5 protein-coding genes are annotated in these 21571 nt (G+C 52.8%); 1 reads left to right on the top strand and 4 read right to left on the bottom strand.

What is annotated here, in order from left to right; genetic code table 11:
- Positions 1-1014 precede the first annotated feature (1014 nt).
- The 4 genes from DDZ15_RS02205 to DDZ15_RS02185 form a co-directional block, all read right to left on the bottom strand.
- Positions 1015-1611, bottom strand: a complete 597-nt coding sequence (locus DDZ15_RS02205; protein WP_109644392.1) for an SAM-dependent methyltransferase — start codon at positions 1609-1611, stop codon at positions 1015-1017.
- Positions 1612-1744: 133 nt separating this feature from the next.
- Entirely contained in the window at positions 1745-2509 is a 765-nt protein-coding gene (locus tag DDZ15_RS02200; RefSeq protein WP_109644389.1) for an SDR family NAD(P)-dependent oxidoreductase, read from the bottom strand.
- A 377-nt stretch (positions 2510-2886) separates the two neighbouring features.
- Entirely contained in the window at positions 2887-5034 is a 2148-nt protein-coding gene (gene fadJ, locus DDZ15_RS02195) for a fatty acid oxidation complex subunit alpha FadJ (RefSeq protein ID WP_109644387.1), read from the bottom strand.
- 341 nt (positions 5035-5375) lie between these two features.
- The gene (locus tag DDZ15_RS02185) at positions 5376-6680 is read right to left on the bottom strand and encodes an acetyl-CoA C-acyltransferase (RefSeq protein WP_109644383.1); all 1305 of its coding nucleotides are present in this window, start codon (positions 6678-6680) and stop codon (positions 5376-5378) included.
- A 401-nt stretch (positions 6681-7081) separates the two neighbouring features.
- Between DDZ15_RS02185 and DDZ15_RS02180 the strand changes: the two genes are divergently transcribed.
- A complete protein-coding gene (locus DDZ15_RS02180; RefSeq protein WP_109644381.1) occupies positions 7082-21394 on the top strand; it encodes a beta strand repeat-containing protein in 14313 nt (4770 codons plus the stop codon).
- Positions 21395-21571 lie beyond the last annotated feature (177 nt).

The raw sequence follows: 21571 nt of genomic DNA, 5'->3' as shown, positions 1-21571 counted from the left end.
CATTTTTATCCGGGTCCGGTTTACGCTGAACGGAACTGGATATTCACCAGGTTTCGGCCCTCCGCATTTCATTCAACACCTCCGGTGTTGCCGTATCCCGGCTATTGATTTACCCCGGGTTTTCACCCGGGGCTAATTACATTGGACACCTTCGGCGTCCGATTATATGCGGGATAGAGTGTATTAATTGAACAAACCCCCTGGTGGTGAAACCCGATATCTGCACCTGAATTTGATCTGTATTGATCCCTTGATGCCTGAAGCACATTACCTGCTGCTTGCTCCGATCCGCCGGATGGCGGATCAACGTCCTTAGCCCCGGGCGGAAGCCCGGGGAAGGATAGGACGCCTGCACCTACAACACCGAAGGCGTTGAACATACAATCAATGGAAAAGGTGTTGGTATTGTCAACCGGTCCAGGCCGGGAATGTGCAATCACGCACTATTCAACACCTCCGGTGTTGCCGGATTTATGCGATCGTTTAACCCCGGGTTTCACCCGGGGCTAATGAGATTGGACGCCTCCCGGCGTCCGGATAATATTGAAAGATGGTGTGAAGATTGGCAATGGGAAAAACTCGGTGAGAAGTATTTGCCGGCCTTTGTTATCTATTTCGAATTGGATTTTTTGGGAATGAGAGTGAATACATTCTATGCATACCCTGTGTTTCCTGAAGCATGACACCAGACTAACCCATAGATCCATCGGATGGCGGATCAACGTAAATAGCCCCGGGTGAAAGCCCGGGGTGGGGCAGAGTCCTGCCCCCGCAACGCCGGAGGCGTTGAATATGCGGTCAGGGGATGGATTGTTGATTCCAGCAACCATTTACGACCGATGTTGACGGGACCTTTCGGAGATTGGCAATTGTTTAATCCCGATTTTTACACATGGTTAATAAATCCGGACACTTTGAGCGTTCTGTGTCTGCTTCCGTGTTTCGCCTCGCGACGAACAGATGAGCCTTGGCAAAACCCAATCTCACATCTGTCCTGATGCCCCAATGGATCATTCATGGAATTGTGACAACAGCCCGAATCACCATCGCTTTACCCCGGTGATAACTGCCTTCATCCAGGTCCGTTTCAATTTCTTCAAAAAGATTGATTTCTGTGGGTTCCAAAAGGGATCGAAGATGCTTTGCATCATATAGCAAATCCGGGTCTTTGGGACCACCTGAATCATGGCCCAGCTGCGCAACAGAATACCCCTCTATGATCAGCTTGCCACCGCTTTTTAGAGAAACCAAAATCTTCTCAATAAGCTGCTTAAAGATATCTTTCGGCAGGTGAACAAAAATGAGGGCTGCCGCATCAAATGTTGCCTTATTCTCTTTCCAATCATCCGCTGAACGGATTTCATATTGAATCGAGACACCTTCTGCCCGCGCAAAATCCAGCGCTTTCTTTTTGGCCTGTTCACTGTAATCAAATGCCGTAACCTCCCATCCCTTTTTTGCTGCATATACCGCATTCCTGCCTTCTCCTTCACCCGGCAATAGAAGTTGTCCGGGCTTCAGACTGTCAATCTGTTTCCTGAAGAAACGATTGGGCTCCTTGCCGTAAACATAGCTTTCGGTGGAATACCTGTCATTCCAGAACTCTTTCATTTTCACTCCATCTTCATGTATTTACACAGCTATTCATCTGGTGACAGATAAATCTATAAAATGCCTCTGCCTCCCTGTTGCGGGCTGCTTCCTGACTTTCAGGGCCGGACGCCGCCGGCAGGGGCAGGATCTGTCAGACTGTAAGACCGCCGTCAACAGGAAGTATGGCACCGGTTATGAACTTGCTGTCGTCTGATGCCAAAAAGAGCGCCGCCGTAGCGATTTCGTCGTTAGTGGCATAGCGTCCGAGCGGAATCATCTGCTCGAAACCTTTTTTTGCCTGTTCTGCTTCGCCCGGTGCAAATCCCTCTTCCAGCGACCTCATCATACGGTTGTCCACCGGTGATGGGTGAATGGAGTTTACACGGATGCCATCTGCGGCACCCTCAAGGGCTGCTACGCGCATAGAGCCAATAACGGCATGCTTACTGGTTACATACGCCATTACGTTGGGTGTACCCTGCATGCCTGCAACAGATGACGTGATGATCACGCTCCCTCCGCCGTTTTTCTTCATATGCGGGAAACCGTGCTTCAGCCCGAGCCAGACTCCTTTAACATTTACGGCCAGCACTTTGTCATAAATTTCTTCGGGATATTCTGTAAGCGGCTTAACCACACCTTCGATTCCTGCATTCAGGAAAAGGATATCGATTTTGCCCATCTTATCGATCGCTTTTTCGGTATACGCCTTTACGTCATCATTGTCAGAAACATCTGCTGTAAAATAGTACACTTTTTCCGATTCCAGTGATTTTGCAGCATCTTTGAGCCGGTCCTCATTCAGATCGATCAGCATAATGCCTTCCGCTCCTTCCTGCAAAAAAATCCTGGCTGTCTCCAATCCGATTCCGCCGGCACCTCCTGTTATGACGGCTGTTTTTCCTTTTAGTCTCATAGGTTTCTCCTTGGTTTGATCAATATTACAGTTTCTCTATCCGTCCGGGGTGTCCCGCAATGCAACTTCGTTTGAAAAATCCCGACCGTGCTCTCGCATAGTTTCACAGACGTTTACGTATGGTTTATGAAATTAACGGAAAGTGCTGCAGAAAGGGTATGGAGCGCTCCCGAACGTGAGAATCGGGAGATTCCCTATGGAGCAATTATGCAGGAACTTTTTTTGAAGCGATTATCTCAACAAGCGACTGCAGTCATGATTATGTGATTCAAGGAAGCCCGGGGAACGCAAAGGCACGCATCTTCAAAGGCCCGGTTTCCCAATTGCATTTGAAACCGATTGATTGTTAACGGCAGACTCTATTCAATCAGGGCTGGTCACTCCGGGTGAAACCGCCTACCGCTTTTGTTCTTATCAATCAGCAAACCGGCAGGTTTGAACCGGTCGCCGTGATCATTTTGAAGGGTACTCATCCATTCGATGATCTTGTCCGGGCCTTCATGGTCGATGTAGCGAAACGGTCCTCCCAGAAAGGGCGGGAATCCCAAGCCGAGTATGGCACCCAGATCACCGTCTGTCGCACTTTGCAGAATATTCTCCTGCAGACAGTAAACAGCCTCATTTACCATCATCAGAGTCAGCCGCTTCTGGATTTCATTTTCAGGAAACGACCTGCGGTCAGATCCTCCAAAGAAGGAGTAGATCTCCGTATTGACCTCTTTTTTCTTTTTCTTATCACCCGAACCGGACTCATATACGTAAAAGCCTTTGCCGTTCTTTCTTCCCTTGTAGCCTTTATCCACCAGTTCCGCAGCCTTCTTGCTGGTTTTTGCACCACGCTCTTCGAAAATGTCGCTTAGTGTGTCGGCAACGTGCGCTCCCACATCGATTCCCACCTCATCAAACAGGGCAACGGGACCTACCGGGAAACCAAAATCCTTCATGGCACTGTCGAGCTGTTCAATGGAGGCTCCCTCCTCGAGAAGCAGAAGCGCTTCATTCATAAATGGGGCAAGAATTCTGGTGGTATAGAATCCGGGGCCGTCATTCACAACAATAACGGTTTTCCCTTGTTTCAGCCCAACCTCAAACGCAGTAGCAGTAACCCAATCGGCTGTTTTATCCGTTTTGATGATCTCCAGTAGGGGCATCTTCTGAACCGGCGAAAAGTAGTGCATACCGATAATCTGTTCAGGCCGCTCAGATTTTGCAGCGATATCTGAGATCGGCAGCGACGATGTATTTGAGGCGAAGATGGTGTTTTCGGATCCTGCCGACTCCACTTCATTCACGATTTTCTGCTTCAGGTCCAGATCTTCAAACACGGCTTCAATCACAAGGTCGATATTCTCAAATCCGTTGTAGGTGGTGGTGGGGTGAATCAGGCTCATTTTTTCATCTTTCTCAAAAGAGGAGAGAATCCGCTTGGAAACCTTTTTTTCGAGATTTTTCTCGATCTCCGCTTCGCCTTCCATGGCATTTTCCATGGTCTGGTCCTTCAGCCATACATGATACCCTTCTTCCGCACTCACTTCAGCAATACCTGAGCCCATAAGTCCGGCCCCCAGAACTGCGATGCGCTTCACCTCACGCTTCTTATCGTCAAGCGGGTTCTTTTTGGCGGCATTCATACCGAAAAAGAGGTTCACCAGGGCCCGCGATTCAGGAGTCACGGCCAACTCGCCAAACAAAAGGGATTCATTTTTAAGCCCTGCGTCCAATCCGTTTTTGAATCCGTATTTTACGCTCTCAATAATTTTGGGAGGAGCCGGGTAATTACCCCGCGTCTCTTTCATGGTACGTTTCAGCGCCTGGTTAAAGAGGATACTGCGTCCGATGGGGTTGCTCTCCAGGGCTTTTTCAGCGAATGAACGTTTGTCTGGGTGATCTGCCTTTTTGTCCCGCAATTTTTTTACAGCCTTGATCCCCGCATCCCGGATAGCGTGTTGATGAATAACTTCGTCTGCGAAACCTGTTTTTCGCGCCTGATAGCTGTACATATTTTTCCCGGTAAGCATGTAGGTGAGCGCTTTCTGGATCCCTATTAGCCTGGGCAAACGCTGGGTGCCGCCCATTCCGGGGAGAAGTCCCAGCTTAACTTCGGGCAGACCAATTTTTGTGGCATTGTGATCGGAGACGATGCGGTAGTGGCAGGCTAGCGCCAGTTCGGTTCCGCCACCCATGCATGATCCGTGAATACCGGCCACGATCGGTTTTTTGCATTTTTCGACACGCAGCAGGATCTCGTGACCCGTCCAGCTCAGCTTCGCCATCTCTTCAGCAGTATCTCGGGTTTTGAACATCTCGATATCGGCTCCCGCAATGAAATTTTCATCCTTCCCGCTTACGAGAAGGGCTCCATTCAGGGAGTCATCCGATTCCAGCCGGTCCAACAGCTCCGAAAACTCCTCAATCAGCTCTTCATTGAGCTTGTTTACCTTTTCGTCTGGCGTGTCGAGCGTAACCACAGCAACGCCGTCAATGATCTCGGTATGCAGGATGTTGGTTTTGGCTTCAGTTGTCATGCTAATAAACGTGTTTTACAGTTGTTCAAATTTTATAAGGCTGATGCGTGAAAAAGTCCCCTCTCCGGAGGGGGCTTAAGAGTGTGTTCTTGCTTTTGAATACGTACGCGAAAGCCAAAGCACCATCGGGGCCCTGTACACACCCCTGAGTTTTAAAAGCAACGCTTTTGCGTTCTTTTATTAACTCTGTCCCCTCTCCAGAGGGGATGCGTGGGGTGTGTTCAGCTGAGCTCGAAAACATATTCGAACTCACAAACCTGATCAGCGGTCGGGAACACACCCCTGACCGACTCGCTAAGCGCTCATCGATCTGTCCCCTCTCCAGAGGGGAGTAATTCTCACTACTCACTACTAAACCTCTCAATCACCATTGCATGGCCCTGGCCTCCGGCGGCACAGGCGGCAATGAGGGCGTAGCGTCCGCCTTCATCGATCAGACGGTTGGCTGCCGTGGTTACAAGGCGGATTCCGGTTGCGGCAAAAGGGTGCCCGATGGAGAGGGATCCGCCATACACATTCAGCTTATCCATGGGTACATCACCCGCTGCACGCTCACGGCCGAGCCGGTTTTTTGCAAAATCATCACTCGCCAGGGCTTTAAGTACCGTAACCATCTGGCCTGCAAACGCCTCATGGAACTCAAATACATCGACATCTTCCATGCTGAGATTCATCTCATCCAGAACCTGGGGGACCGCGAGAGCAGGTCCAATCAGCAGTTCGTCATCCGGCCGGCGTGCTACGTATTTATAGTTTCGGATGACTGCTTTGGGGGTGTACCCATGGCTCAGGGCGAACTCTTTTTCCATTACCAGGGCCGCGGAGGCGCCGTCGGTCAGAAAGGATGCGTTTCCTGCCGTTACGGTGCCGTGCGGTTTCACAAAGGCCGGACGAAGGGAGGAGAGCTTCTCCATTGTACTGTCGCCGCGCACGCCATTGTCTTTCTGAACCACCTTGTTGCCGTTATGAACCGACACCGGGATAATTTCCTTTTCAATCTGACCCCCGTCGGTCGCCTTCGCGGCCCTCAGATGAGATCGGAGCGCAAAGGCATCCTGTTCTTCACGGGTAACGCCGAACTTGGCAGCCATTTTGTCACAGCTCTGTCCCATTGTTTCACCGGTTGAGTATTCCGAAATGGAAGGTATCTCAGGCAGAAGGTCGGACGGCCGCAGCCCCTTGAAAAAACCGAGCCAATCGGAAAAGCTGCGATACTTTTGTGATTCCAGCAGCTTCTGCCGGAATCTCTTTCTGAACCGGATCGGAATATCGCTCATTACCTCCACACCGCCTACAATGGAACAGTGAATATTTCCGGTTGCAATAGCGTTGACAGCGGACGTAAGCGCCACATTGGATGATATGCAGGCCATCGATACCGTTGTGGCGGGAATGCTATCGGGCAGGCCTGCCGCTATGGAGATCTCCCTGGCCACATTGCTGGTGTTGATATCCTGTATCACATTGCCGTACCAGATATGATCCACAAGCTCCTCCTCGAGCATGGATTTGCTGATCAGGCCCGATACGGCGATACGCCCCAGGTCAAAGGATGTCAATTTTTTAAACTCTGTCTGAGATCTCAGAAAAGGCGTTCTGCCTCCGTCTATGAATACAGCTTCACGGTTCTTTGAGGATTCACTCATCCTGTATAATCATTGATTATTGGGTTATTAAGACTGCTTAACAGTGTTAACCTATCTATACTATATACAAAAAAAATTGCGAAATGTGGAATATTACCATGGGCATAATGATGTTGAAACAGGAATTCAGCTTTCATTGAAGGATATGGAATAAGACAGAGGGAGTTTCAAACGGGGACTGTTTCAAAGCAGATTGAAATTAAACTGTACGATATGGTTTTGAGGCATATTACAGAGGTTGTGAATTGTGGATAAGTCTTTTGTATTAGAGGAAACTAATCAGAAAGCGTTCACCAAATTGCTATATAGAAGATCCCTCAAAAATGGTTGGAATTATCCCGTAAACAGAGAAAACGGGATGAGCTGATTGCTAAGTTAAGAAGAGGTACAAGGGGCCAGAGATGCGCAGACTTTTATACGGAATCGCTATAGTGATCGCGGTGTTCACCTTTAGTTGTGATACATCCACTACTCCTTTCGACGATTCCCTTCCGGAAAATTATACGCTAACCACAAATGTAAGTCCGGAAAATAGCGGCACGGTGACACCCTCCGGCGGTGAATTCGTTGACGGTTCACGCATCATACTGCGCGCAGAACCTTCCGATGGATTTCTTTTTGAAGAGTGGCAGGGTGACTTTACAGGCACCCAGAACCCCGCAGAGCTTTTTATCCGCAGGAACCTCAGCATTACAGCCCTTTTTGCTGAACTGCAGGGACAGCTGAATATTACGATTGTGGGTGAGGGCGAAGTGATTCAGGATGTGGTAAGTACTGAAACAACCGGTTCACAGCAGCTTAGCGCACCACCGGATACTGCCGGTCAGAACGGTACCTCAGGTGACAATGCACCGCCTGAAAGTGTTCAGGATACCGGTGAAAGGGATATTACAGGAAACAGGGAAGATCTTGAAGGTGCTTCTGTTTCAGGCCCCGGAAGGCTTAGTCCGCCCAGCCCGGGAACCGTTCAAACGAGCGGAAACAGGGTTGTTCAGGAATTTACAGGTACCATGATGGAGCAGGTTGTGGCCACCTACCGGCTCACCGCACAGCCGGAAACCGGCTGGGAGTTTAACCGCTGGGAGGGAGATCTGACCGGCAGCGAAAACCCTGTGGATGTTGTTGCCGATACGGACAAGAATATCACAGCCGTTTTTGTTCAGGAACAGTCTGAGGAGTTTGACCTTACTCTTTCAGTGAGCGGTCAGGGGATTGTATCAGCCGACCCTGACCTTGTTTCCTATCCTGACGGAACCGAGGTAAGCCTGACGGCTACACCGGATACAGGATGGAGATTCGGCCGATGGTCGGGCGACCTGAACACGACGGATAATCCCGCCACGCTGATCATGGACAGCAATAAGGCTGTAACGGCAGAATTTGAAGAGGAAGGATCGCCGCAGTTTACCATAACCACACAACCGGGTGAAACCGTTGCGGGAACCGCAGTAGCTCCGGCTCCTGCTGTAACACTCATTGATGGATTCGGTGATCCTGTACAGGGTGAGAACATTACGGCTACCCTGAACCAGAATGATTTTACGCCGGGCAGTACGCTGCAGTCCGTTACAGATCAGAACGGGATTGCGGCTTTTGAAAATCTTACCATTGAAACTGCATCCGAAGGATATCAGATTACGTTTACTGCGGATGATACGGCCCTCCCGCAATTGACATCCTCCGCTTTTACTGTGACGGCTGCAGCCGGCAATCCGGCCAACAGCAGTGCAACGGTACCAGACGGCGCAGCAGGCGAATCAACCGCTATCGACATTACGGTATCCGATGCTTTCGGCAACCCTGTAGAAGGTGCGGCATCGCTTATCGCTCTTGAGGTGATTTCCGGAAATACAGGGGCGTCCTTCACATCGGTTACGGATCAGGGTAACGGTCTCTACACATCCTCTTATACTCCGGTATCAGCCGGAACGGATGATATATCCATCACCCTGAACGGCACTGAAATTGCCGGAAGCCCCTTTACCAGCACAGTTATCACCAGCTCCGTCAGTTCTGTAAATTCCAGTGTATCAGCAGACCCGACTGAACTTGTGGTGGGAGGCAGCTCAACGGTTACCGTTTCGCTGCGCGACAGCCAGAACAATCCGGTAAGCGGAATCGAGAATAATATTCAGGTATCAGGCCTGGGCAATGCGTCTGCGGGTGCTATTTCTGAAACTGCCAATGCGGGTGAGTATACCTTTACCGTCACGAGCACGGTTGCTGAAACCATCACCCTTTCTGTAAGAGCAGATGCGGTGACTCTTTCTCAAAATCCGCAAATTACGTTCCTGGCGGGTAATGCGAATGAAATTACAATAGCGAGCGGGAACAATCAGACAGGTACCGTAACACAGGAACTTGCTGCGCCATTTGTGGCAGCAGTATCGGATGAGTTTGGTAACCCGGTTTCCGGCCGTACGGTTTCGTTTGCCATTTCACAGAGTCCACCGGGAGCCCTGGGACAGAGCCTGTCTGCAGAGTCGGTGGTTACGGGCCCTGACGGACTGGCTTCCACAATCCTGACCCTGGGCAGCACACCGGGATCGTATGAGGTGACCGCGTCTGCCGGTTTAACAAGCGACGTGGTCTTTACGGCCCAGGCTGAACTGGGAGTGCCATCAAGTCTGACTCTGCTCCAGGAGCCGGGTGCTGCAACAGCAGGTGAAACGCTTGCCCCGGCGCCGCAGGTTGAAGTGCGGGATGCCGGAGGCAACCTGCTGGAGGGAGTGACTATAACCGTTGCAGAGCAGGGCGGATATTCATTTGATTCCGGGACGCTATCAGCTGCATCTGATGTTTCAGGTATCGTACAGTTCAATGATTTGGTTATTGAGACGGCCGGAACATACAGCTTGATCTTCTCCGAAGACAGCGGCAGTGCGCCTGATGTAACATCGGGTTCGTTCGACATAACGGCAGCTGCTGCGGATGCAGCAAGCTCATCGGCAACTGTACCGGCATCCGGCGTGGCCGGTTCTGAAACCGTAATTACAGTGGAACTGTTTGATGCATTCGGCAATCCGGCAGGCGGCGAGGCGGCCAATATCGGAATTGATATAACCGGGGCCAACAGCGCTTCTCCGGCCGCATCTGAAACAGCAAACACGGGTGAATATACCACAAGCTATACACCAACCGCATCAGGTACCGACAATATAGACATTACACTATCAGGTGCCGCTTTGCCGGGCAGCCCGTTTACCAGTGATGTGACGACAAGCGATATCAGTCCGTCGAACTCAGCGGTTAGCGCAAACCCTGCAAGTGTAACGGTGGGAAGCAGCTCAACCGTTACCGTAGAGCTTCGTGACGGCAGCGGCAACCTGATTGGCGGATTGTCGGCCGGTGATTTCACGGTTTCCGTATCCGGCGATGCCTCGGCAGGATCATTGTCTGAAACCACGCCGGGCGTATATGAATTCAACGTAAACAACACTACTGCTGAGCAGGTTAGCGTATCGGTATCGGCGAATGGTGTCAGTCTGGATGATACACCGGTTATTACATTTAACGCGGGAGCACCGACCCAGATTACCATTACCTCCCAGCCTCAGCAGTCCGTGGCCGGTCAGCCTGTTGAAGGAACACCCTCTATTCTTCTTCGTGATACCTTCAACAACCCTGTTCCGGGCATTGAGGTTACGCTGTCTGAACAGAGCGGCCATTCATCCATCAGCGGTACGCTTGTAATTCAGACGAACACGGCGGGTACTGCAGCGTTCAGTGATGCAGTGATTACTGAAACGGGTACTTACAATCTGGTATTCACCTCTGCTGCAGGCCTGGTGGCAACATCCAATGCATTTGATGTGATTGCTGCTCCTGCGGATCCCGCCTCAACAATAGCCAATGTACCAAACGGTGCGGCCGGTGACATTACCTCGATCACGATAACGGTTGAGGATGCATTCGGAAATCGTGTGGAAGGCGTTGCGGCAGACCTGGCTGTTAGCGTAAGCGGCGCAAATGCGGGTGCCGCCGTTACGGCAATTATCGAAAGCGGAAACGGGATTTATACAACCGGTTACACCCCGGCATCCACGGGAGATGATCAGATAGCTATCACGCTTGGGGGTGCGGCAATCAGCGGAAGCCCGTACACAAGTACGGTCATCACCAGTGATGCAGAAAATGTGGCCATAACCCAGCAGCCGCTGCAGACAACAGCAGGTGCGCCAATTGGAGGGCCGCCTTCGGTGCTTGTTACGGACAGTTTCGACAATCCGGTTCAGGGTGTAGAGGTTACGGTTTCGGTACAGACCGGTGAATTCAGCTCGGGAACCGTTTCACAGAGTACAAATTCAAGCGGAGTTGCGATATTTGATGATCTGGTGATTGATGATGCGGGCAGCTATACGCTTGAATTCAACGCAATCGGTGCAACGGATAACGCTGTCTCGCAGCCTTTTGATGTTGTTCCTTCTGCTCCCGCGGCCATGAACCTGGTATCCGGCAACAATCAGACGGGTACCGTTACCGAGACGCTTACAGATCCGTTTACCGTACGCGTTTCGGATGGATTCGGAAATCCGGTTGAGTCGGTTTCGGTCGATTTTGCAGTCAATTCGGAACCGTCAGGCGCTGCCGGCACGTCACTTTCTGCAACAACGGTTCAGACGAATGCAGCAGGCGAGGCTTCCACTCTATTAACGTTGGGAAGCGTTGCAGGCAGTTACTCGGTTATTGCATCTGCCACAGGCCTGACAAGCGTACAGTTCAATGCTACAGCGGCAGCAGGTGCTGCAGACCGGTTCGAATTCGGAACAATTTCATCACCGCAGACTGCAGGCCAGCCGTTCGGAATTACCATTCAGGCGTTTGATGCGCAGAATAACGCAGCTTCAGGATACAATGGTACCGCAGCACTAAGCACAACGGCGGGAACCATAACACCGGCCTCGGCAGGGTTTACAGGAGGACAGGCCGTACTGAATGCAGAGGTGACGCAGGCAGGAAGTGCGCAGACCATCTCAGCTCAGGATGGCACCATTACCGGCACATCCAACACTTTTGACGTCGAAACCGGCGGCATCGATGCCGGTAACTCGTCCGTAACGGCCAACCCGATATCACTGCAGGCCGGTGGCAGTTCGGTGCTTACGATTGTACTTCAGGATGCGATCGGAAATCCTGTGAGCGGTCTTCAGAACAGTGCCTTTACGATTGGCCTTACCGGTTCAGCCTTAGCGGGAACCGTTACCGAAACAGCAACAGCCGGTACGTATGAAACAACCATTACAAATGAAACGGCAGAAACCGTTAGTGTTGCCGTCACAGTGTCCGGAGTACCGCTGACTGATTCACCTTCCGTTACCTTTACAGCGGCGGCCGCTTCCGTGATAGAGCTTGTCTCCGGAAATAACCAGACGGGCGAAATATCCACCCAGCTGGCCAACCCGCTTACTGTGAGGGTATCGGATGCATTCAACAACCCGGTATCAGGATATGCCGTCAATTATGCAATTGACCAGACCCCGGCCGGTGCTGCGGGACAGTCTCTGAGCAGTAGCAGTGTTTTAACCGGATCAACCGGTGAAGCGTCCGTACTGTTCACACTGGGTGACAAAGCCGGCACATACACCGTTGACGCGGACGGCGGTGCCATCGGATCGGTCACGTTCAGTGCTGCAGCCGAAATTGGTTCCGCGACGGACCTGGTTATTACGCAGCAGCCCGTTAACACAACAGCAGGAAATATCATTACACCGGCTCCGGAAGTACGGGTGGACGATGCAGGCGGAAATCCGGTTCAGGGCATCGGGGTAACGGTATCACTGCAGGGCGGATCATTCAGTTCAGGTACCCTGAGCGGAGTGACTGATGCAGGCGGAACAGTTCTTTTCGATGATCTGATTATTCAATCCGCAGGCACCTACACGCTTCTGTTTAACGCGGATGCAGCGGGTGTGGCGGATGAAACCTCCTCTTCATTCACAATAAATGCAGATACACCTGTTGCCTCCAACACCACTGCAACGGTGCCGGATGGAACCGCGGGCAACCCGACAAATATCTCCATTACGGTACTGGATCAGTTTAACAACCCGGTCATAGGCCAGGCAGGTAACCTGTCCGTATCGGTGAGCGGCTCCAACAGTGCGTCGCCGGCAGTGACAGAAAGCGGAACACCGGGCGTTTACACCACCAGCTACACACCAACGGTAGCCGGAACGGATAACATCGCCATCACTCTGAGCGGCAGTCCGGTCAGCGGCAGTCCGTTCACCAGCCAGGTGACAACCAGCGATATCAGCGCATCAAATTCAACGGTAACTCCCAATCCGTCAACGCTGCAGGTTGGCAGCAGTTCAACGGTAACCGTACTGGTGCGGGACGGCAGCAACAATCTTATTGGTGGGCTCACAAACACAGATTTTTCCATTAACGTAACCGGTGCGGCGACGGCAGGCAGCGTCAGTGAAACCACAACCGGTACATATCAATTTACCGTACAGAATCAAACAGCCCAGGCTGTTACGGTCACGGTTACCGCATCCGGCGTAACCCTGAATGATACACCGCAAATTACATTTGAAGCCGGAGACGTTTCAATCACCGGCATCCAGACCCAGCCAGGGGAGTCCGTAGCGGGTCAATCCATTGCAGGTCCTCCGCTGGTTCGCCTGATTGATGAATTTGGCAACAGGGTACCGGGTGTCGACATTACCGTTTCCGAGCAAAGCGGCCAGACTTTTGCAGCAGGCACGCTTACGCGGGCATCCAATGCTTCAGGCGAAGCGTCATTCACGGATCTGGTGATTAATGAGGCAGGAAGCTATAACCTGGTCTTTACGGCATCAGGCCAGATTGGGACCTCCGCAGCGTTCAATGTGATTCCAGCCGCAGCGTCCCCTGCTCAAACCACCGCATCGGTTCCGGGCGGATCAGCCGGTGATCCGACAACGATCACCATCACCGCTGAAGATACTTTCGGCAACCGTGTTACAGGGATCGCAGGAAGCCTGAGCGTATCCGTGAGCGGTGCCAATGCGGGTGCAACAGTGGCACCGATTACCGAAAGCGGCAACGGAATTTATACGACCAGTTATACTCCGGTAAGCACCGGTGACGATCAGCTCTCTATCACGCTTGGCGGTTCGGCGATCAGCGGAAGTCCGTACACAAGCACCGTGATTACAAGCAATGCTGAAAATGTGGCGATAACGCAACAACCCCTGCAGACCACGGCAGGAGCAGCAATCTCAGGGCCCCCGTCTGTGACGGTTACCGATGATCTGGGGAATCCGGTTCAGAACGTAGAGGTGAACGTGACCGAGACTAGCGGACAGGCATTTGCATCGGGTACGGTTCAACAGTTTACAAACAGCAGCGGTGTGGCACAGTTCAGTGACCTGGTGGTCAACCCGGCAGGATCGTACTCGCTTACATTTAATGCGGTGGGAGTTACCGATAATGCGGTAAGTGATCTCTTTGATGTGGTGGCAGCAACGGCATCCGCGTCAACTATCTTATCAGGAAATAACCAAAGCGGTACCGTGGCGACCCAGCTGGCGGTACCCCTCTCAGTTGAAGTGACCGATGCGTTTGGCAATCCGGTAGGGGGACAAAATGTCGCTTTTTCATTCAATACCGTACCGGCCGGTGCATCGGGTCAGGCCCTTTCTGTTACCGATGCGGTAACGGACGCTTCGGGTTCCGTATCGACACTGCTTACACTGGGTGATCTGTCCGGCGTCTATACGGTTGATGCGGATGCAGGCGGTGCAGGAATTCAAACATTTACTGCAACTGCAGAGGCAGGTGCGGCCAACAGTTTTGAGTTCAGCACCATTGCCACGCCACAGACGGCCGGCTCACCATTCAGCGTGACCATCACAGCTCAGGATGCATTTACTAATACGGCCAGCGGATACACCGGAACTGCAACGCTTACAACCACGGCGGGAACGGTGGCGCCCAATACCACACCGGCCTTTTCGGACGGACAAATTACGCTGGATCTCTCTGTGAGTGAAGCCGGTACGGATCAAACCATTACCGCCACTGACGGTGCCATTTCCGGAGTATCCAATGCGTTTGATGTGCAGACGGGCGGAGTGAGCGCGGATCAGTCAACCGTGACGGCCAATCCGGTGACACTTCAGGCCGGAACCCCCTCCACGGTAACTATCGAGCTCCGAGATGGCAGCAACAATCCAATTGGGGGTGTAACGGACTTCACGATTGCAGCAAGCGGTGATGCCACAGCAGGCACCGTATCCGAAACCGGCACAGCGGGAACCTACACATTCACTGTTAATAACAATACGGCCGAGACAGTGACTGTTACCGTAACTGCGGATGGCGTGTTACTGCTGGATCAGCCTGATATCACCTTCACCGCTGCTGATCCGGATCTGATGCTGATCACGACCGAACCCGGAGCTTCCACAGCCGGTGAAGCGATTGCGGGTCCGCCCGCGGTTAGGATTACCGATGCATTGGGCAATCCGGTGCCCGGTGCCGGCGTCACTGTAACCGTGCAGGGAGGCACACCATTTGTGGCCGGCAGTGTATCATCCGTAAATACAAATGCTGACGGATTTGCCATCTTTGATAACATCGCAATCAGTACAGCGGGAAGCTACAACCTGGTTTTTGCTTCTGCGGGCGTAACCAATCGAACCTCAAACGCATTTAATGTAAACGCAGCACCGGCCGATGCGGCCTCAACGACGGCAACGGTACCGGCCGGTACGGCGGGTCAGTCAACAGCAATCACGGTAAACGTTGAAGATGCCTTTGGTAATCCGGTAACGGGTGAGGCAGCGAATCTTGCTGCAACGATCAGCGGCGGACCCAACGCGGGAGCAACGGTCAGTGCCTTTAGCGATGACGGGGCAGGGACCTATTCGGCAAGCTATACACCAACCGCATCGGGTACGGATGAGGTGAGCATCACTTTGGGCAGTAGCGTCATCAGCGGAAGCCCCTATTCAACCGATGTCAGCACCGCGGCAGCCGATCCGGCCAACACCACGGCTGTCGTCCCTGACGGAACTGCGGGCAACCCGACTACGATTACCATCACGGTTCTGGATGCATTTAATAATCCGGTAAGCGGTGAAGCCGGAAATCTTTCAGTAGAGGTAACAGGCGATAACAGTGCCACACCAACCGTCAGTGAAACCGGAACGGCGGGCGAATATACGGCAAGCTATACACCAACGGTAGCAGGTTCCGATAATGTTGCCATAACGCTGAACAGCATAGCCATATCCGGCAGTCCCTATACGAGCAACGTCACAACCAGCGATATCAGTGCGGTTAATTCATCAGTGACCGCCAATCCGCTGACGCTTCAGGCAGGAAACAGCTCCACGGTAACCGTTGAACTGCGCGATGGTAGCAACAATCCGATTGGCGGGCTGACAAACACAGATTTTTCACTTGGTGTAACTGGCTCCGGATCAGAAGGTTCGGTTACCGAAACCGCCACCGACGGAACCTACATATTCACGGTAAACAACACCACAGCGGAGACAGTTACTGTAACGGTCACGGCAAGTGGCGTACTGCTGCAAGATCAGCCTGATATTACATTTGAGGCCGGCGCGGTGGATCTGATCGTGATTACGACTCAACCGGGTAGTGCGATAGCGGGTCAGGCCATCCCCGGACCGCCCACTGTTCGCCTGACGGACCAGTTCAACAATCGTGTTCCCAACGTAAGTGTATCGGTTACTGAGCAGGGCGGACAGGCATTTGTGTCGGGAGATTTGACGCTGCTGACCGATCTGAATGGTGAAGTGCAGTTCAGCAACCTGGTGCTGGGTCCCGAGGGACAGTACAACCTGGTTTTCTCTGCTGCCACCGAAGCCGCTACATCGAATGCCTTTACCGTTTCTCCTGCAGACCCGGATCCTGCATCCACAACTGCTTCCGTTCCGAACGGATCGGCTGGTGATGCTACCAATATCACCATTACCGTTGAGGATGCATTCGGAAACCGTGTTGAAGGAGCTTCCGCTGATCTTGCCGCATCAGTTACTTCAGGCCCAAATGCAGGAGCGTCATTCACTGCTGTTGCTGAGACAGGAAACGGTGTTTATACTACAAGCTATACGCCTACCGTAACCGGTGATGATCAGATCACGATCACGGCGGGTGGCGTCCAGATTCAGGGAAGTCCGTTTACAAGTACGGTTTCAACCAGCGACGCAGATGCTGTCGTGATCACGCAACAGCCCGGCACCACTGTGGCGGGGCAAACGATCTCCGGTCCGCCGGCCGTACGCGTGGATGACGATCTGAACAATCCCGTAGAAGGAATTGAGGTAACTGTGAGCGAACAGGGCGGCGCATCGTTCAGCAGCGGAACATTTACCGTTTCGACAGGGCCGGACGGAATCGCAAGTTTTTCTGACCTCGTTTTTACACAAACAGGCTCCTACAATCTCGAGTTTAGTGCAGTGGGCGTTGCAGTCAATGCGGTTTCTTCCACATTTGACGTGACCGCAGCTGCATCCGATCCAGCTCAAACAACAGCCTCCGTTCCCGCTAATGGAACAGCAGGTGAGCTGACAGCCATTTCCATCACCGTTCAGGATGCGTTTGGCAATCCGGTGAACGGGGCAGAGGGTGATCTTGCACTCAGTATTGGCACCGGCCCGAATACAGGCGCGGTGTTTGCCCCTGTAGTGGCTGAAGGCAGCGGCGTGTACAGCAGCAGCTATACACCGACTGCGTCAGGCACGGACGATATTGCCATTACGCTTAATGCAGTGGCTATCAGCGGAAGTCCCTATTCAACTGTTGTGAGTGCGGGTACAGCTTCTGCATTGACCGCGGTATCGGGGACCGGCCAAAGTGCGGAAATCAGTCAGACGCTTGCCCAACCGTTCATCGTACAGGTAAACGATGCCTTCGGCAATCCGGTGGAAGGTGAGTCGGTTGGTTTCAGTATTTCGGGTACTCCCGTTGATGCCGTCGGTCAGTCACTGAGTGCAACGGCTGTTCTTACAGATCCGAACGGTCAGGCATCCACCACTATGACACTGGGCGATAAAACCGGAACCTACAGCGTGGATGCATCCTGGAGCACCGAAACCGTCACGTTTACGGCTGATGCGACAGCGGGTACGTTATCGGGTTTTGAGATAGGAACAATTCCAACTCCTCAAACGGCAGGAGCAAACTTCGGCATTAATGTACGTGCTGTGGATAGCGGCAACAATACCGTGAGCGGCTACAATGCAACCGCTGTTCTTGGAAATACAGTCGGTGACATCGCACCTACATCACTTTCATTTGTAAACGGTGAAGCTACAGAGAGTGTAACGATCACACAGTCAGGCAGCGGACAAGCCCTGACCGTCACCGACGGCGCCATAACCGAAACGTCGAACACGTTTGATGTAAACCCGGCAGCAGCTGATCCGGCCTCAACCACCGCGACGGTACCGGCCGGCACGGCGGGAGCGCCAACTACCATCACGGTGAACGTTGCGGATGCCTTTGGAAACGCAGTGACCGGTGAGGCGGCAAATCTGGCAGCTTCGGTGAGCGGCGGACCCAATGCGGGCGCAACGGTGAGTGCATTCAGCGATGACGGCGGAGGAAGCTACTCAGCCGGCTACACACCGTCAGCTGCCGGTGATGATGAGATTACCATTACACTGAACACGACCGGTATCTCGGGCAGTCCGTATACGAGTACGGTGAGTGCGGGAACCGCAGCATCCTTCTCTTTTGATACGATAACATCCCCGCAAACGGCCGGTGCGGATTTTGGAATTACGATTACAGCGCTGGACGCCGGCAGCAATACGGCTGATGCATACAACGGAACGGCCACGCTGACCACTACGGCGGGAACCATCACGCCGGCGTTGGCAACGTTTACAGCGGGAGTGGCAAGCCTGAGCGTGGATGTGAGCGGTGCAGGAACCGGCCAGACGATTACCGCGACCGACGGGGCGATCACCGGCACCTCGAACAACTTTGATGTGAACCCGGGTGCGGTGAGCGCATCGGGTTCATCGGTTACGGCGACCTCGCCGCATACGGCTGACGGGTCGGATGCTTCAACCGTTACGATCGCGGTACAGGATGCCAATGGCAACCCCATTTCCGGATTAATCAATACCGATTTTACCGTTGATTTGGGGCTTACCTCAGCATCGCCGGGAACTGTGTCTGAAATCGGAACAAGCGGCACCTATACGGTTGATGTAACCAATAGTACGGTCGAGTCAGTTACGGTGACGATAACCGCCGATGGTGTTGTATTGGAAAATACACCCATTATTGAATTCCAGGCCGGCGTGGCGGATGCTACTCAGTCAACGATTGGAGCGGATCCTGCGACGGGATTGACGGCCAACGGGACGGATCTTTCGACACTGACCATCACCGCGCGTGACGGGTCAGACAATCTGCTGGAGGGTGAGGATGTCTTTTTTGAACTAACCTCAGGAACCGGTGGTTCGCTGAGCGCAGGACCCTGGACAACGGATCTAAATGGTGTCGCCACAGCCACGCTGACCTCCGTGGATGCCAACACGATTACGGTGACCGGTTATCTTGGATCCGATAATACAGGCGCAGTGTTGGGTACGGCGGATGTGGAGTTTATAGCGGGCGCGGCCACACAAATCAGTTCGCTGACGATTGCCGATTCTGAAATTGCCCTGGATGGGTCGACGAGTGTAACGGCTACGGTGCTGGATGCTAATGCGAATCCGGTGGAGGGAGTGGCGGTAAGTTTTTCAAGTGATCAAATCACGCGCGCGACCGTGGATGCATCTGCGTTGACCAATGCCTCGGGCCAGGCAACAGCAGTGGTGACCGGATCAGCTAATGAGTCGGGAGCTGTGGTAATTACCGGTTCGATCAGCGATGCAGACGGCAATGTTGAAGCCAGCGATAATGCGACAGTTGGACTGACGGTACTGGCCGGAGCGGCGGATGCTACTCAGTCAACGATTGGAGCGGATCCTGCAACGGGATTGACGGCTAACGGGACGGATCTTTCGACACTGACCATCACCGCGCGTGACGGGTCAGACAATCTGCTGGAGGGTGAGGATGTCTTTTTTGAACTAACCTCAGGAACAGGCGGTACGCTGAGCACGGGTCCCTGGACAACGGATGTAAATGGTGTCGCCACAGCAACGCTGACCTCCGTGGATGCCAACACGATTACGGTGACCGGGTACCTTGGCACTGACGCGACAGGTGCAGTGGTGGGTACGGCGGATGTGGAATTTGTAGCGGGCGCTCCGGCCTCAGTATCGGCGTCGACCGTTCAGGGCAGCGCGGCAGCCGATGGAATCAGTGAGCTTGAATACCTGGTGACGGTTGCGGATGCCAATGCGAACCCAGTTTCGGGTGCTTCTGTGATTGCAAGCGATGATGGAACTGCGATTACCTATCCATCCGGATCAACATTAAATACCGATGCAAATGGCCAGGTAACCTTTACGGCGGTTTCCTCGACGGTGCAGTCGGGTGTAATATTTACCTTCACCGAACAGGTGAACAGCAATAGCACGACGGCTACAGGAAGTTTCACGGATGCCTCGGGCTTTACGGTTGCTGATCCCGGTGGACAGACAGCCGGATCCGGATTTAATCTTGGAATCAGCGATGCGAGCGGCATAGATGGCGTACTTCTGGATGGAAGCATCAACGTTACGGTGACCAGCGACATTGACGGCGAAGTGCACAATACGGTGGTAACATTCACTGCTGGTGCAGGCAGCGTGCCCGTTACACTGACCACGGCTGATACTCATACCCTGACCGTGGACGTGGATGGGGTAACGGCGAATGAAACGGCAGCTGTAAGCGTAACAGCAGCTGCGGCATCCTCTATGACAGTTAACGTGCAGCCTTCATTGACTACTGCGGGAACTGCGATAAATCCGGCACCGGCCGTACTTATTGAAGATTCTTTTGGGAACGCGGTAAACGGAGTGAATGTAACGGCGACATTAAGCAGCAATGATTTTACGGGAACCAGTACGGTACTGGAAGCGAGCGGTACAGACGGAATTGCGGAATTCACAAACCTGGTGATAGAGGCAGCAGCCACAGGATATACAATCACCTTTAACGCGGATGCAGTGGGCGTGGCGGATGTCATCTCCGGCCCGTTTACGGTGCAGGCGGCTTCGGCCTCGGCAATTGAAATAGCGACAATTGCTTCGCCGCAAACCGCCGGCACGCCGTTTTCCATCACGCTGAATGCGCTGGATGATTTTGGAAACCTGGACGCTTCCTTTGCGGAGACCGCGGACCTGACCACCACGGCCGGGACGATCAGCCCTACAACGGCAGCATTTACAAGTGGTACGGTTACCCTGGATGTGGACGTGACGCTGTCGGGCACCGGTCAGACGATCACGGCCACCGGTCAGGGCACCGGAGTGACGGGCACCTCCAATGCGTTTGACGTAAATCCGGGAGCGGTGAGTGCATCTGTCTCTTCAGTTACAGCTGATCCGACAACACTTACAGTTGGAGGCAGCTCCACATTAACTATCGTGCTCCAGGACGCCAACGGCAATGCGATCACGGGGCTAACTTCAGGCGATTTCACGATTAGTCCCGATGGCAGCGCCACTACCGACGGTATCGTAACCGAAACCGGTACACCCGGAACCTACACCGTTAGCGTAACGAATACAGTGGCCGAGACCATTACTGTGACTGTTACGGCAAACACAGTTACACTAAACGATTCGCCTTCCATCACGTTTAATTAGTGATAAAGGAGTGACTGCAAAGCATCTCTGCGTAACTCAGCGAAATCTGCGAGCAAATTTTTATGGCATCGATGTTTGTTTCTCGCAGATGAATCGCTGAGTTACGCAGATTGCTTAAAACATAAATTCTGCATAGATGGAATTTGAATATCAATCATGAAACAGATTCAAAATTCC

This window comes from Rhodohalobacter mucosus, assembly GCF_003150675.1.
GTDB classification, from domain to species: Bacteria; Bacteroidota; Rhodothermia; order Balneolales; family Balneolaceae; genus Rhodohalobacter; species Rhodohalobacter mucosus.
The sequence above is the reverse complement of the archived record's forward strand: the minus strand, read 5'-3'. Positions and strand labels throughout refer to the sequence as shown.